Here is a 14,197-nt window from a genome sequence, read left to right on the forward strand (position 1 = left end):
TTTTTATTCTGAATCTTTCAGTGTAGTTAAACCGTCGTGTTGTTCAATCTTGCCTTGTTTTAACAAACGCCCCAAGGCACGCTTGAATGCAGCTTTACTAATGTTAAATGTGTCGCGGATTTCATCTGGATCACTTTTATCAGTAAAGAACATTTTACCGCCTCGTTCGTTCATAAATGCAAGTATTTCTTCTGAATCTTCATCCAAAGCCTCTTCTTTAACGGGGCGAAGAGAAATGTTAAGTGTGCCTACACTTTTCACATCAATAACTCGGCCTTTCACCCATTCACCTAAACGAGGTTCTTCTTTGCGCTCTGAATGGTGAATAAAGCCTCGGTACCCTTCTTCTGTAATTAAGAAAGATCCCACTTTATTAGAACGATAAATATGACCGCTTATCAACTGATGTAAAAGAGATTCTGGAGCAGGTTCACAATACATTTCAACTACGTTCTCAGTAGCAGGTTTAGCAAGCAAACGTCCCTTTTGGTCATTAGATAGACAGACAAATAATTTGTCCCCAGCCTGTGGCCATACATGTTCTATTATTGGGAGGTCGTCTTCTGACACTAACAAATCTTTGCTAATCCCGATATCTACAAAGACACCGAGACGCTTAACGGATTCTTTTACTTCCACCCAGTCGTATTGTTCAAAGGAAACACTCGGTATGGACATAGTTGCAGCCATACTTCCTTTTTTCGTATGATAGAGAAATACAAGGACGTCTTCATCGACTTCCAATTCTTTTGTAGCTTCATTTGTGTGCAGTAATACTTCTTGATTATTCAGGGTCAACACGTATCCGGTTTCGATCGCTCTTAAAACAGAAAGATTTTGTGTTGTACCGACTTGTAATTCTGTCATTCCTTAGCCTACTTCCTTTTCTAGATTCATCTATTATAGCATATCTTATGGAGGCTTTTTAGTCCCTGGATCCAAATACTTTAACCAACTACCTTTAGGAGGAATTTGTTTGAACATATATGTAGACGCAGATGCTTGCCCTGTTAAAGAAATTATTATCGAAGAAGCCACTAAAGAGCGGCTTCATGTAACCCTTGTGAAAAGCTTTTCTCATTATTCAAATAAACAAGAACCACCTGGTGTGGACACTGTTTATGTAGATACTGGTGCAGAAGCAGCTGATTATCGTATTATGCAATTAGCTCAAGCTGGTGATCTCATTGTTACCCAGGATTATGGGCTTGCTTCACTAGCCCTTACAAAAGGATGTATCGTACTCCATCATAGTGGTTTTGCCTATACTCATGACAATATCGATCGTCTCTTAATTACCCGTCACGCCAGTGCTCAAGCAAGAAAAAGCGGAAAACGAACGAAAGGCCCTAAAGCTCTTACGTCTAAAGATCGAGAAGCATTCAGGGAGTTATTGGTTCAGTACATAAAACAAGCACCTTTTTAAAGCACCCCTTTAAAAGGGTGCTTTTTTATTGCTGTTGAAGCATAGAACAAACAATCAAGTAGAAAATAAGAATAATACGAATCCTTCAGGAGGATTGAATTATGATCGATGAAACCCTAGTAGTAGTGGTTAGAGTAATATTTTCATTCTTTACTCTTCTCATTTTCACACGCGTACTCGGAAAACAAGAAGTTGGACAACTAACGTTCTTTGATTATATTAATGGCATTACTATTGGTTCTATAGCAGCTAATTTGGCCACTGACCTCTCAGCTACAACATGGGGACATTGGGTAGGGCTTACCGGGTATGCCCTTTTAACAATGATTTTACAAGTCATTTCTATGAAAAGCCGTTATTTAGGAAAGGTATTAGAAGGTGAACCTACTGTGGTTGTGAAAGATGGAAAAATTCTTGAGGACAACTTAAAGAAAATGCGCATTAAAGTCGGTGAACTTATGATGCTTCTCAGGCAAAGAGGCGTATTTAATATTACGGATGTAGAATTTGCTCTCATTGAAGTAAATGGAAAATTATCTGTACTGCCTAAATCTCAATACTTGCCCGTCACACCTTCAGACTTGAGGATTCCGACCGATGAAGGTGGGATTGCTACAGAACTAATCCAAGAGGGACAACTCATAACCCAGAACCTACAGCAAAAAAATGTGACGCAAGAATGGATTGAAGATCAGTTAAAACAGCAAGGTATTGATCAGATTGAGGATGTTTTTTACGCCCTATACTTACCGAATGGGAAATTATATGTAGATTTGTACGAGGAACAAGTCGGTGTAGAAGAAGATATAAGCGATTATCCAGGCCCTTATTAAGGTGAGGTGAAGAAGATATGAACCGATTTTTGTTATATACTATTCCGATTGTAACATTGACTATATTTATAGTCATCATGACAGGTGGGAGTTGGTTAAAACAGCCTTTTGGTAATCAAGATCGTGTCTATGAGTCATTCGAGAAATTAGAAGATTATGTAGGAGATCGAGAATGGGATAAAGCTCAGAATGAAGTCGATTATACTGCTAAGGCTTGGAAAAAGGTCGTAAATCGAATTCAATTTAGTGCTGAGAGAGAATACATGTTAGATATTGCGGGAGTTATTGCTAAAGTTGAAGGAAGCATAAAAATCAAAGATCAAGAAGCCATACTACAGGAGATTTACTATTTCTACTCGCTTTGGGAAAACTTAGGTCGTTGAAAATTAGTGAGGAAATAAAAGTAGCAGACATCAATTAATGAATTGATATCTGCATTTTTGTTCAGAGAAAAGTTATCCTTGAATTTACTTCTTGGGTTTAAAAGATTGAAACACGTTTTGATCAGGAATTGGATAAACATCTCGTTTTAACAAGTGGTTTATAATGACCTTGTTTCGATGAACGGCAAGTCCAAGGTTAGTTGAACCTACTCCATGAGAATGAGATATGCCACTGTGAACATAAATCTCATTATCAGCCATTTTTATCTTTCTAATGCGATAGTCAGCTTCAACCTTGTATCGCCCTTTTTCATCCCACTCTATTATCCCCTCTAGTGATTTCACAAAATCTGGGACATAAGGTTTGTATCCTGTAGCCGCAATCACTACTTCCGTTTCATGTGTAAAGGAACTTCCTTCTTGATGATGAGTGCAAGCTATTTCATATCCTTTACTTCCAGGTTTCTTGGTAATCCCGTTTACCTCTGTTAATACTTGCAATCCTACATTGGGATTCTCACCGCCAACAGAATATTCATAAAGGAGATCATAAATGTCTGTAACTGTATGTGTACTAATTCCTTTATAGTAAAGACCTTGGGTAGCAAACACCTCATCTTTTTTTGATTGAGGTAGTTGATAAAAATAATTAACATAGTCTGGTGAAAAATGTTCGAGACTAAGCTTTGATTCTTCCATGGAAGCAAATCCAGGTGAACGGGTGATCCAATCCAATCGAAAGTTATGTTCGCGTTGTTCATTTAATAACTCTCTAAATGTCTCAGCAGCACTTTGCCCAGAACCAATGACTGTAATAGACTCGGCTTTTCTACAACGATGTATGTTTTCTTTAAATTGTGCGGTATGAAAAACGTCTTCTTTTGGCAACTGATTAAAGGATGCTGGCATAACTGGCACACTTCCTGTACCAAGTAGAATATGTTTACTCTTGAAACCATTTCTTTCGCCTGTATCAGTATCGACTACTAACACCTCAAAATAGGTTTCATTATCTTCTATGTAACGAACCGATTCGACTTTTGTACCGAATTGGCAACTGCTTAACTGAGCTGCAACCCATTGACAGTAATCATTATACTCCCGACGAGGTATATCTAAGCGTTGAAGAAAATAGAACGGATACATTCTCCCGTGCTCATTGATGTAGTTTAAGAAAGAATAGTGACTTTTAGGGTTTGCCATTGTAACGAGGTCGGCAATGAAAGGTACTTGCATCTTTGTTCCTTCAATTAACATTCCTGGATGCCAATCGAATGAAGAGCGTTGTTCAAAAAATAAAGCGTCAACTTCCGAATGGTCATCTAGAAGAGCAGCCATGCTCAAATTAAAAGGGCCAACCCCTACGCCTATTAAGTCATATATTTTGTCAGAACTCATTATAAACATGTCCCCTTTATCTTGTGAAGAGTTATACAATTCTGTTATCTCTTATTTATAGTAACATATTCTTAATTTAAAATACGCGGAAGGCTTTGAGACGAAAAAATCGGAAAGGGGTCTACCCTTTCCGATTTAAGACTGAAAAGCCTCTGCTATTAGTTTATAAGATTGTTTTTTCTTTTCGAAATCATAAATATTTGTAATGAGTAGCAGTTCGTTAGCGCTGTATGTATGTGCCAGCGTTTCAAGTTGCTCCTTCACTTCATCAGGTGTTCCGATCACGGCCCTTGACCGGTTTTGTTCAATCTTTTTCAGCTCATCACTTGTAAAGGTGTGCGCTTTTACTTCCTCGATCGAAGGAACTCTTGTTTCTTTCCCTTTTTCAACCTGGAGAAGCCACATGTCTTGACTTAATGCTAGTTCTTCCGCTTCTTCTTTAGTTTCTGCGCAGACCACAAATATACAAGCATTGACTGCAGGCTCTTTTCTTTCCGGCGAAGGACGAAAACGTTCCAAATAAGTTGATATTGCTTCAGAGGATTTATCTGGGCTAATAAAATGACCAAATGTAAAGCCAGTCCCATTAATAGCTGCATGTTTTGCGCCTCGGTCTGATAAGCCTAGAACCCAAGTCTCGGGGTTTGTTGAGGTTTGAGGGGTAGCAACAACCCCTTTATATTCATGATCCTCAGGCAGCGTATTGTATAAGAACCCATGTAAATCTTTTACTTGTCGTGAGAAAGCGCTGAGCATCTTTTGTGATCCATCTGTAAGAGCTAAACGCGTCTTCTGACCTCCTCCTGGAGATCGACCGACACCAAGATCAATGCGCCCCGGAAACATAGCTTCAAGCATTTTGAAATTTTCAGCTACTTTTAACGGGCTGTACTGAGGTAATAAGACCCCTCCAGATCCAACTCTAATCTTATCCGTTAAGGAAGCAATACGAGTAATTAATATTTCAGGCGCGGTACTGGCGAGCCCATTTGTATTGTGATGTTCAGCAACCCAATAGCGATAATATCCGAGTTTTTCTACAAATTGGGCTAATTCAACCGTGTTACGTAAGGTTTGTTCAGGAGTATTTCCTTTTGATATCGGAGCCTGGTCTAATACGCTAATTTTCATAGTGCTCCCTCCTTCACTTTAGTGCTTCTATCGTATTGTCCTATACAAATGGCAAGATTTCGAGCTGTTTGCTTAAAGGCATTAATAAAGGGCAACGTTAAAGTTGCCCCATTCATGCTAATCTTTCTTGTTTAAAGCTGTTTGAATATCATCTTTATAGGCGTAAGAGAAAATAAGAGACACGAATATGGTACCACCTATTATGTTCCCAATACTAGCTGGGATAAGATTGAGGAATAGAAATTCATACCACTCATATTTATCAGAAGATAATATCCCCATACTAAAATACCCCATATTTGCTGCGCTATGCTGGAAGTTTCCAGCTACGAATAAAACAACCGGTAATGTTGTTCCTAAAATCTTTCCAGTTAAATCCCTTGCCGCAGTTGTTAAGAAAGCAGCCATCCCGATTAACCAATTGGCAAGGACGCCAGATACAACAATCTGAAACCAACCGACCCAACCATGGTCAAGGAACTTCATCTTTTTATCTAAGTACATAGATAACTCTGTATAAAAGGAATTTGATAATGAGGAAGAAAGTTGAATCAAAACAGCAACGAATAATGCCCCAATGATATTCCCTATATAAGCCGAGAACCAAAATTTGAGTATGTTTTTTTGTTTTTCCATTGCATTAAACACATAGGTTGGTAACAATACATTAACTTCCGTAAATAGGACAGAACCTGATATAAACACCATTGCATATCCTGCTGCAAATCCAAATCCGGAAAGAAGATGATAAAGACCTTTTACTTCTACTTCAATAGCAAGAAGAATTGAAAATAAGGCTCCAAATGTCATAAATGAACCTGCCGTTAAGGCAAGGATAAATTGAGACCGAAATGGTTTAGATAGATGATCTTTCCCTTTTTGGGCAAATTCACTGACAATTTGAGAAGGAATATAAAATTGCCTTCCGGGCCGATCGGGGTTTGTTCGGGATTCAATTGTGGTTCCTACATTTTTATCCTCTTGTTCTTCTTCCGTCATAGCTTCATTGTTATTATGTTCGTTTTCCGACATTTTTCATCCCTCCACTTCCCTCGCCTATTCCCTATAAAGATGTATTTTAATCACATGAAAACATGTTAGTATCCCTTGAGAGTAAATAGAGATGGTGTTTCCATTGTTATAGATGAGTCTTCGTGGAGTTGGTGACTCAATGTAAATAGGGCTTCATCTTTTAGTTTCGCTTCAATCATACAGTCAACCTTTTGAACAGTGCCTGCCACATGTTGAAGGAAACTTTTGAACATTTCATAGTCGATAAGGTCTGCATGGCTTTTAAAATCCTCGGGACTTTTAGGGCTCGAAATGTGCATTTTCAACGGCAAAGGTGAATGTTCCCAAGTAGCAACGACCCGATCCCAATGTAACGTCCAGTCGGAAGCATTGTGATTTGCCATATGATGATGAAGGTCAAAAATAAAGGGTATATTTAACTTTTCACACACATACAAACAATCCTCCATGGTAAATACCTTGTCATCGTTTTCAATCATAACCATTTTTTGTATGCCTGAAGGGACATAAGCCCAGTTTTCAATAAAGTGTTCAAGGGCTTTCTCTTTATTTTGATAAGCTCCTCCAAGGTGAAGTACACATCGATGAGTTGGGTCTATACCCATTCCGTGAAGTAAGCGGTAGTGATATTTCAATACTTGAAGTGAGAATTTAAAGGTATCTTTGTCTGGACTATTAAGAACAACGAAATGATCAGGATGAAAATCAATTCGCATTTCTTTCTCTTTAGCATATGTTCCAATCGCTTGGAGGTCGTCTTTTATAGGTTGAATATAGTTCCAATCTGATAGGTTCTCATGAGTAGCAAGCGGGACAAGACGTGAACTCAATCTGAAGAACGTTACACCAGAAGCTACAGAATGCTTTAAAAGCCTAAGTGTATTCGAAAGGTTAGATTGAGCGATACGTTCAAGTTTCCTTATAGCTGCTTGTCGGTCATTTAATGAAGAAAACTGTTTAAAGGTCATGGTTTGAGACGGGGAAGCATTTTGTACATGAACGCTCATGGCCACATATCCTAATCGAAACTGGGTCATGGTTTCATCTCCTCAACTGTTTGGTATAATTAGTTTTTTCATAACGCAAACGGTTTATGTACCGTAATCCATGTATGGTATAATCCGCATAAAGAGTCATCTAGTGGAGGTAAATGCGAGTGAGCACAAGTTTATTTCAGCAAGCAGAACAATTTATACATAGATGCTTCCGTGAGCTAGGGAAAACGGAGCAAGAGATCCATGAGCGATTGGCAGAAATTCGAATGCAAATTTCTGAATCAAATCATTATGAACATACATATGAGGAACTAGAATACGGAGCTAAAATGGCATGGCGTCAAAGCAATCGCTGTATAGGTAGGTTGTTTTGGGATTCGTTACATGTCTTTGATTTTCGTCAGATCTCCTCAGTAGAAGGAGTGTATGAGGCTTTATGTAAGCATTTAAGTTACGCAACAAATGAGGGCAAGATTAGGTCGACCATTTCCGTATTTAAGCCACGAAAGCACAATCAGGATCCAATCCGCTTATTGAACCATCAGCTTTTGAGGTACGCTGGTTATGAGGAAGATGATCAGATTATTGGTGACCCAGCTTCTATTTCATTTACAAAATACTGCCAATCACTCGGTTGGCGTGGTGATTATACAGACTTTGACCTCTTGCCATGGGTGATTCAAATTGAGGATCAAGAGCCAGAGTGGTATGAAGTCCCTAAATCGTTAGTAAAAGAAGTTCCACTAACCCATCCTGATTACGAATGGTTTGCTGACATGCAGCTGAAGTGGTATTCCGTTCCAGTTATATCGGATATGATGCTTGAAATTGGTGGGATTGAATATGTAGCTGCACCCTTTAATGGCTGGTATATGGAAACAGAAATCGGTGCGAGGAATTTAGCAGATGAATGTCGATATGATTTGTTGCCGCAAGTTGCTTCTCGAATGGGATTAGATATAAAAAGAAACCGTTCTCTTTGGAAAGATCGGGCATTGTTAGAGCTAAATGCAGCGGTTCTTCACTCATTTAGAGAAAATGGTGTGAGTATTGTAGACCACCATACGGCCGCAAACCAGTTTAAATTATTTGAAGAGAAGGAACATGCGTGCGGACGCTCTATTACAGGGGATTGGACATGGTTGATTCCACCGATCTCTCCAGCTTCCACTCATATCTTCCATCAATCATATGATGATACGATAAAGAGCCCTAACTTTTTCTATCAGGACTCCCCTTATAAATGAATTAAACTTCTTTAAGCTCTCCCTAGTTCATAAGAATAAACAAACCGCTTAGATTGTTTCTAAGCGGTTTGTTGTCATTGGCACTTATTTTGATTCTAATACCTTAATAAATTCTCTCATATAGTCAGGTAGATCAGGAGGCCTGCGACTTGATACAAGATGACCATCAACTGTAACAGGTTCATTGACCCATTCCGCTCCTGCGTTCATCATATCGTGCTTGATTCCAGGCGTACTTGTTACACGTTTGCCCTTTAAGATATCAGCAGAGATAAGAACCCAGCCAGCATGGCAGATCTGACCGATCACTTTTTCATCATCATTCATGCTTTGAACCATCGTTAGGATTGATTCATATCGACGAAGTTTATCGGGGGACCATCCACCTGGGACGAGAATCGCATCATAATCACTAGCTTGTACTTCTTCAAATGAACAGTCTGAAGTAACTGGTACTCCGTATTTTCCTTTATACTGTTCATTTGCTTTCTCCCCTGCAATGTGAACTTCTGCTCCTTCTTCACGCAAACGTAGAACAGGGTACCACAGTTCAAGATCTTCGAATTCATCACTTACAATCTGAATAACTTTTTTTCCTTGTAATTTCAAAAGGATCGCCCTCCTTACATTAACTTCTCTTCTTATTTAACATGATTCCATCTTGCAATGCAATGAAGAAGAACAGTCTTTTTTCTTGCATTAATTTATCTGAAAATTTAAAATAAATGGTGAGGCTTTCTTTTAATCCGAATAAGGAAGTTCTCGTTTTTTGAAAGCGCTATCAATTATGTACATATTATCGAGGAGGTATGTTAATGATCTATGCAAACCCAGGAGAGCAAGATTCAAAAGTAACGTTTAAGGAACGATATGAGAATTATATTGGTGGGAAGTGGACAGCCCCTTCTGGCGGTGAATACTTTAAAAATGTCAGCCCCGTTAATGGTAAAGCCTTTTGTGAGGTAGCAAGGTCTACTGAAGATGATATCAATCTGGCCATAGATGCAGCCGATGAAGCTAAGGTTGCGTGGGGGCAAACATCCACAACTGAACGCGCTAATCTTCTTAACAAAATAGCAGATCGATTGGAAGATAACCTTGAAATGCTAGCCGTTGCTGAAACGTGGGATAACGGTAAGGCAGTTAGAGAAACACTTGCAGCTGATCTTCCACTTGCAGTTGATCATTTCCGCTATTTTGCTGGATGTATACGAGCACAAGAAGGTTCAATAGGTGAAGTAGATGGAGATACCATTGCCTATCATTTTCATGAACCACTCGGAGTGGTGGGGCAAATTATTCCGTGGAATTTCCCTATATTAATGGCTACTTGGAAGCTTGCTCCAGCACTCGCTGCTGGTAATTGTGTAGTGTTAAAGCCAGCTGAACAAACCCCTGCTTCTATAATGGTTTTAATGGAATTAATTGAAGACATTCTTCCACCAGGGGTCATTAATATCGTAAACGGATTCGGTGTAGAAGCAGGCAAACCTCTTGCTCAAAGTGATCGCATTTCTAAGATTGCATTCACTGGTGAAACAACAACTGGTCGTTTAATCATGCAATACGCGTCTCAAAATATCATCCCCGTTACGCTTGAGTTAGGTGGGAAATCACCAAATATCTTCTTTAAAGATGTAATGGACCAAGATGATGACTTTTTAGATAAAGCGATTGAGGGCTTTTTGATGTTTGCTTTAAACCAAGGTGAAGTATGTACCTGCCCTTCACGCGCTCTTATTGATGAGTCGATCTATGACGAATTTATGGAGCGGGCGCTTACTCGTGTGAAGGAAATAAAACAAGGAAATCCTCTAGATACAGATACAATGATCGGAGCTCAGGCATCAAGTGAGCAACTTGAGAAGATCCTCTCCTATTTAGATATTGGTAAGGAAGAAGGAGCCGAGTGTCTAATTGGTGGGAGTAGAAACACATTAGAGGGTGACTTAAGCGAGGGATACTACGTAAACCCAACGATCTTTAAAGGGTCGAATGATATGAGGGTTTTCCAAGAAGAGATTTTTGGTCCAGTCGTTTCTGTGACCACATTTAAAACTGAAGAAGAAGCAATGAGTATAGCTAACGATACGCTTTATGGTTTAGGAGCGGGTGTATGGACTCGTAACATAAATACTGCTTATCAGTTCGGACGTGGCATTGAAGCGGGACGAGTATGGACAAATTGTTATCATGCTTACCCTGCTCACGCTGCTTTTGGTGGATATAAGATGTCAGGTATTGGACGTGAGAACCACAAAATGATGTTGTCTCATTATCAACAAACTAAAAATATGCTTGTTAGTTATAGTCCTAAAAAGCTAGGATTTTATTAAGATGGAGCGGGTTACAGCAACTGATTCAGCACTTGCACTAATTGAGAAGCTAAAATCTAAACATGGTCCTCTCTTATTTCATCAGTCAGGTGGGTGTTGTGACGGTAGCTCGCCTATGTGCTATCCACAAGATGATTTCTTAATTGGTAAAGCTGATGTACATTTAGGCGATATTGGTGGCTGTCCATTTTACATGAATAAAAAGCAATATGAGTATTGGAAACACACCTTACTCATTATAGATGTAGTTGAAGGTCGAGGAGGAATGTTCTCGCTAGAAGGTCCAGATGGTGTTCGTTTCTTAACTCGCTCGAAGATCCTTCCTGAATAGAGAAAAAGGCTGTTCCGTTATTGGAACAGCCTTTTCTTTATTTATTATGTTTTTTGGCTCGTTGATCCGCTGCTTGTGACCGTTCCTGTGCTTTGCGGTCTGCTTCATCTGCAAATTCTTGAGCGAATTCTACGTCACGTCCATCTTCCACAATGTCTTGTTTAGGCGTTTGAGAAAGGTCACGTGTTTTATTTTTGTTTTTACCTTTTTTACTTTGTCCTCTTGTCATGAAAAATCACCTCACCTGAGATTGTGGAGCTGTAAATGCCCCTTCTTAATATGTGTCAATTGGTGAGGGATATGAGGAGAAATTGTCTTAGCGATAAACTTTCACTGTAACGCTCTTTCTTCCCCATTGAATCGCTTCTTGATAATCTGGTATAAAGACGTCAATAGCCTTTCCATCAATGCTGCCCCCTATGTCCTCAGCTGTTGCATATCCATACCCTTCTACCCATACAGTCGAGCCTAGTGGAATTACATCCGGGTCTACTGAAATCACTTTTTGATCTGGATTCGCTTTTAAGTCTACGCCAGTCGCCGTTATGCCTGAACAACCTGCACAGTTTGCTGTATAAGCTGTAGCCGTTGCTGTAAAGGTTTCAATAACATCCGTCGTATCTTCATCAGATGATGTTCCTTGAGTCGTTGAATCGACAATGAGCATATCTCCTGGATGGATGATCGTTGATGATAGCTGGTTCAAGGATTGTAACTCCGTGACCGTTAGTCCATATGTATTTGCAATTGCCCACAGTGAGTCCCCGGAACGAACAGTATAGGTTTCTCCATCAGATGTATCATTACTGATAGTAAGTTGATCTCCAGGGTAAATAATAGTAGAGTGTAAATCGTTCCAATCTTTTAATTGAGTAACTGAAACGTTGTGCTCAACAGAGATGCCCCAAAGCGTATCTCCACTTTGTACAGTTACATCCTCTGCCGATACTTGCCCGGTAATGGAAGCAGATAACCCAGTTGCAGCTACTAGTGTAAGTATCGTTTTTTTCATGTGTACGTCCTCCCAATTTTGATGGATCATTTTACGATGAATCCTCTCCCCATCAAACCACAGCAAACAACAAGGCACAATCGGTTAACAATCCTATTTTGTGAAATCGACATCGTTATAATTTATAATGAATTCCGTACTTATGGATCGCCAACATTGAATCCTTTTCCATAAAAACGTAATAAATGGATGAAATATAAGCGGATCACCCTATGTATGCTAAATAAAAAACCCTCTGGTCAAATTAAGGGACCGGAGGGTTTTTTAAATTTTCATTTAGTGTTGATGCTCAGTTACTTTATGTTGTGTGAATAAACTTACTAGTACATAAATGACCAATGATGATAGTACTGGCAATACAACGGTATGCATACCGAACAAAGGTGTAGTCGTCATTTGATCAATCGCAATATAGGATCCAATTCCTACTAACATAGAAGCTAATGCTCCATATTTGTTTCCTTTTGACCAGTATAATCCCATAACAACAGGCCATATAAAAACAGCTTCTAATCCACCAAATGCAAATAAATTTAACCATATAAGAAGATCAGGCGGGTTTAATGCCATTAGAAATACGAGGATACCAAGGACCGCCGTAATGGTAATACTTAACTTTTTTACCCGTTGGTTACTAGCATCTGGCTTCACGTAATTTAGGTAGACATCTTTTAAAATGGCTGAACTTACAAGAAGCAGAAGAGAATCAACTGTAGACATAATGGCAGCCATTGGAGCTGCAAGCACGATTCCTGCTAACCAAGGAGGCAACACTTCTTGAGCGATAAGTGGCATAACTTTGTCTCCTACTTCGATACCAGGAAGAATAGGGCGAGCAAACACACCTATTAAATGCATATTTAACATTATAAAACCAACTACAATGGTTCCAATTATAAGTGCTCGATGCATGGCTTTAGAACTTTTATAAGACATTGCCCTTACGGTTACTTGAGGTAATCCCACAACCCCAACTCCGACTAAAATCCAGAAGGAGGATACGTAACTCGGAGTAAGATCAAGATTTGCCCCATATGGTGTTAGTAAGTTGGGATTCTCAGCAGAAAGGTCTGCTACAATGGATGAAACACCACCCCCAGCAATGATCGTAGCAACAAGTAGGATTAGCGTTCCAAAGAACATGACAATCCCCTGGACTGTATCAGTTAAAGCAACAGCCCGAAACCCTCCTATAATAACGTACACTAGAACAGATAAAGCAAATAAGAAGAGTGCGCTTGTATAGGATAGTCCTGTAATCGATTCAATAAGTCTGGCTCCACCGACCCATTGAGCAGCCATGGCAGAGAAGAGAAAGATAATAATGCTCAAAGCTGATGTAATGACCACCCATTTGCTGTTGTACCTTCCCTTTAAAAAGTCAATAAGGGTAACTGCATTGTATTTTCTGGCCATGATGGCAAATTTCTTCCCAAGGATCATAAGAACGAAATAACCAGTAGCCACCTGGCTCATGGCAAGTAAAACCCATCCAAGACCCTGAGTATAAGCGACACCTGGACCTCCAACAAAGCTACTTGCACTTCCGTATGTAGCCGTCATGGTCATAGCTAGAATGAACCCACCTAGTTGCCTACCTCCAAGGAAATAGTCTTCTAAGAAATTTTGTGAAGCGTGTAACTGACGACTGCTCCATAAGCCGAAGAAAAAGATTAATATTAAGAATAGTAGTAATGGGATAATAACAGATACATTCATTCTGGTCCCCCTCCCTCTTCGTCAAAAGGAACCTCTTTAAACCATACGGTCACAACAAATGTAACAAGAACCGCCATCAATATAAATCCACCTATACAGCTATAGACAAACCATGAGGGTAAGCCCCAAATATAGGTATAATCCTCAGGAGTTTGATCGCCTAAACCGTAAGCAAAAGCAAACCACCATACAAAGTTAATTATGGCTAACCCAACTCCGATTAGCGCTTCACGATGGGCAATTTTAAACCTGGGATCGCTATTTTTGTTATTTTCCACACAGGCCCCTCCTTTTTAGTAATGTTCATAAAAGGTTTACATTAAAATCGAACATAACCTCTAGTGTCGACATAAC

At 39.5% G+C, this 14,197-nt stretch carries 16 protein-coding genes; 6 read left to right on the plus strand and 10 right to left on the minus strand.

The window, feature by feature from the left end; all coding sequences use genetic code 11:
• Window positions 1–3 precede the first annotated feature (3 nt).
• Window positions 4–867 carry a CvfB family protein gene (locus IEW76_RS01060; protein WP_188650089.1) on the minus strand — a complete coding sequence of 288 codons (864 nt, stop codon included), beginning with the start codon at window positions 865–867 and terminating at the stop codon, window positions 4–6.
• Window positions 868–976: 109 nt separating this feature from the next.
• Here IEW76_RS01060 and IEW76_RS01065 point away from each other — a divergent pair, with 109 nt between their 5' ends.
• The 3 genes from IEW76_RS01065 to IEW76_RS01075 all read left to right on the plus strand — a co-directional run bounded on the left by IEW76_RS01065 (window position 977) and on the right by IEW76_RS01075 (window position 2,642).
• Window positions 977–1,426 carry a YaiI/YqxD family protein gene (locus IEW76_RS01065; RefSeq protein WP_188650091.1) on the plus strand — a complete coding sequence of 150 codons (450 nt, stop codon included), beginning with the start codon at window positions 977–979 and terminating at the stop codon, window positions 1,424–1,426.
• Between the two features lie 101 nt (window positions 1,427–1,527).
• On the plus strand, window positions 1,528–2,259 hold the full coding sequence (locus IEW76_RS01070) for a DUF421 domain-containing protein (protein ID WP_229721078.1): 732 nt from the start codon (window positions 1,528–1,530) through the stop codon (window positions 2,257–2,259).
• Between the two features lie 17 nt (window positions 2,260–2,276).
• Entirely contained in the window at window positions 2,277–2,642 is a 366-nt protein-coding gene (locus IEW76_RS01075) for a DUF4363 family protein (RefSeq protein ID WP_188650093.1), read from the plus strand.
• An 84-nt stretch (window positions 2,643–2,726) separates the two neighbouring features.
• Here IEW76_RS01075 and IEW76_RS01080 read toward each other — a convergent pair whose 3' ends face one another.
• The 4 genes from IEW76_RS01080 to uvsE form a co-directional block, all read right to left on the minus strand.
• Window positions 2,727–4,040, minus strand: coding sequence for a lysine N(6)-hydroxylase/L-ornithine N(5)-oxygenase family protein (locus IEW76_RS01080; RefSeq protein WP_188650095.1), 1,314 nt, complete (start codon window positions 4,038–4,040; stop codon window positions 2,727–2,729).
• A gap of 135 nt (window positions 4,041–4,175) precedes the next feature.
• Window positions 4,176–5,171 carry an LLM class flavin-dependent oxidoreductase gene (locus IEW76_RS01085; RefSeq protein ID WP_188650097.1) on the minus strand — a complete coding sequence of 332 codons (996 nt, stop codon included), beginning with the start codon at window positions 5,169–5,171 and terminating at the stop codon, window positions 4,176–4,178.
• Between the two features lie 117 nt (window positions 5,172–5,288).
• On the minus strand, window positions 5,289–6,203 hold the full coding sequence (locus IEW76_RS01090) for a formate/nitrite transporter family protein (protein WP_229721079.1): 915 nt from the start codon (window positions 6,201–6,203) through the stop codon (window positions 5,289–5,291).
• Window positions 6,204–6,268: 65 nt separating this feature from the next.
• Window positions 6,269–7,240: a UV DNA damage repair endonuclease UvsE gene (uvsE, locus tag IEW76_RS01095; RefSeq protein WP_188650099.1), complete on the minus strand. Its 972-nt coding sequence runs from the start codon at window positions 7,238–7,240 to the stop codon at window positions 6,269–6,271.
• Between the two features lie 113 nt (window positions 7,241–7,353).
• Between uvsE and IEW76_RS01100 the strand changes: the two genes are divergently transcribed.
• Window positions 7,354–8,445, plus strand: a complete 1,092-nt coding sequence (locus tag IEW76_RS01100; RefSeq protein WP_188650101.1) for a nitric oxide synthase oxygenase — start codon at window positions 7,354–7,356, stop codon at window positions 8,443–8,445.
• An 84-nt stretch (window positions 8,446–8,529) separates the two neighbouring features.
• Here the strand turns inward: IEW76_RS01100 and IEW76_RS01105 are convergent, their stop codons facing one another.
• Window positions 8,530–9,054 (minus strand): type 1 glutamine amidotransferase domain-containing protein, encoded by a 525-nt coding sequence (locus IEW76_RS01105; protein WP_188650103.1) that lies wholly within the window; start codon window positions 9,052–9,054, stop codon window positions 8,530–8,532.
• Window positions 9,055–9,260: 206 nt separating this feature from the next.
• Between IEW76_RS01105 and adh the strand changes: the two genes are divergently transcribed.
• Both adh and IEW76_RS01115 read left to right on the plus strand, forming a co-directional pair.
• The gene (adh, locus tag IEW76_RS01110; RefSeq protein ID WP_188650105.1) at window positions 9,261–10,781 is read left to right on the plus strand and encodes an aldehyde dehydrogenase; all 1,521 of its coding nucleotides are present in this window, start codon (window positions 9,261–9,263) and stop codon (window positions 10,779–10,781) included.
• Window position 10,782: 1 nt separating this feature from the next.
• Window positions 10,783–11,112, plus strand: a complete 330-nt coding sequence (locus IEW76_RS01115; protein ID WP_188650107.1) for a DUF779 domain-containing protein — start codon at window positions 10,783–10,785, stop codon at window positions 11,110–11,112.
• A gap of 37 nt (window positions 11,113–11,149) precedes the next feature.
• Here the strand turns inward: IEW76_RS01115 and IEW76_RS01120 are convergent, their stop codons facing one another.
• The 4 genes from IEW76_RS01120 to IEW76_RS01135 form a co-directional block, all read right to left on the minus strand.
• Window positions 11,150–11,341, minus strand: a complete 192-nt coding sequence (locus IEW76_RS01120; protein WP_188650109.1) for a YfhD family protein — start codon at window positions 11,339–11,341, stop codon at window positions 11,150–11,152.
• Window positions 11,342–11,428: 87 nt separating this feature from the next.
• Entirely contained in the window at window positions 11,429–12,124 is a 696-nt protein-coding gene (locus IEW76_RS01125; protein WP_188650111.1) for a LysM peptidoglycan-binding and 3D domain-containing protein, read from the minus strand.
• 276 nt (window positions 12,125–12,400) lie between these two features.
• Window positions 12,401–13,843 (minus strand): sodium/pantothenate symporter, encoded by a 1,443-nt coding sequence (gene panF / locus IEW76_RS01130; RefSeq protein ID WP_188650113.1) that lies wholly within the window; start codon window positions 13,841–13,843, stop codon window positions 12,401–12,403.
• Window positions 13,840–14,121, minus strand: a complete 282-nt coding sequence (locus IEW76_RS01135; protein WP_188650115.1) for a YhdT family protein — start codon at window positions 14,119–14,121, stop codon at window positions 13,840–13,842. The genes panF and IEW76_RS01135 overlap by 4 nt, the downstream gene beginning before the upstream one ends.
• Window positions 14,122–14,197: the final 76 nt, after the last annotated feature.

Source organism: Pontibacillus salipaludis, from assembly GCF_014642405.1.
GTDB classification, from domain to species: Bacteria; Bacillota; Bacilli; order Bacillales; family BH030062; genus Pontibacillus; species Pontibacillus salipaludis.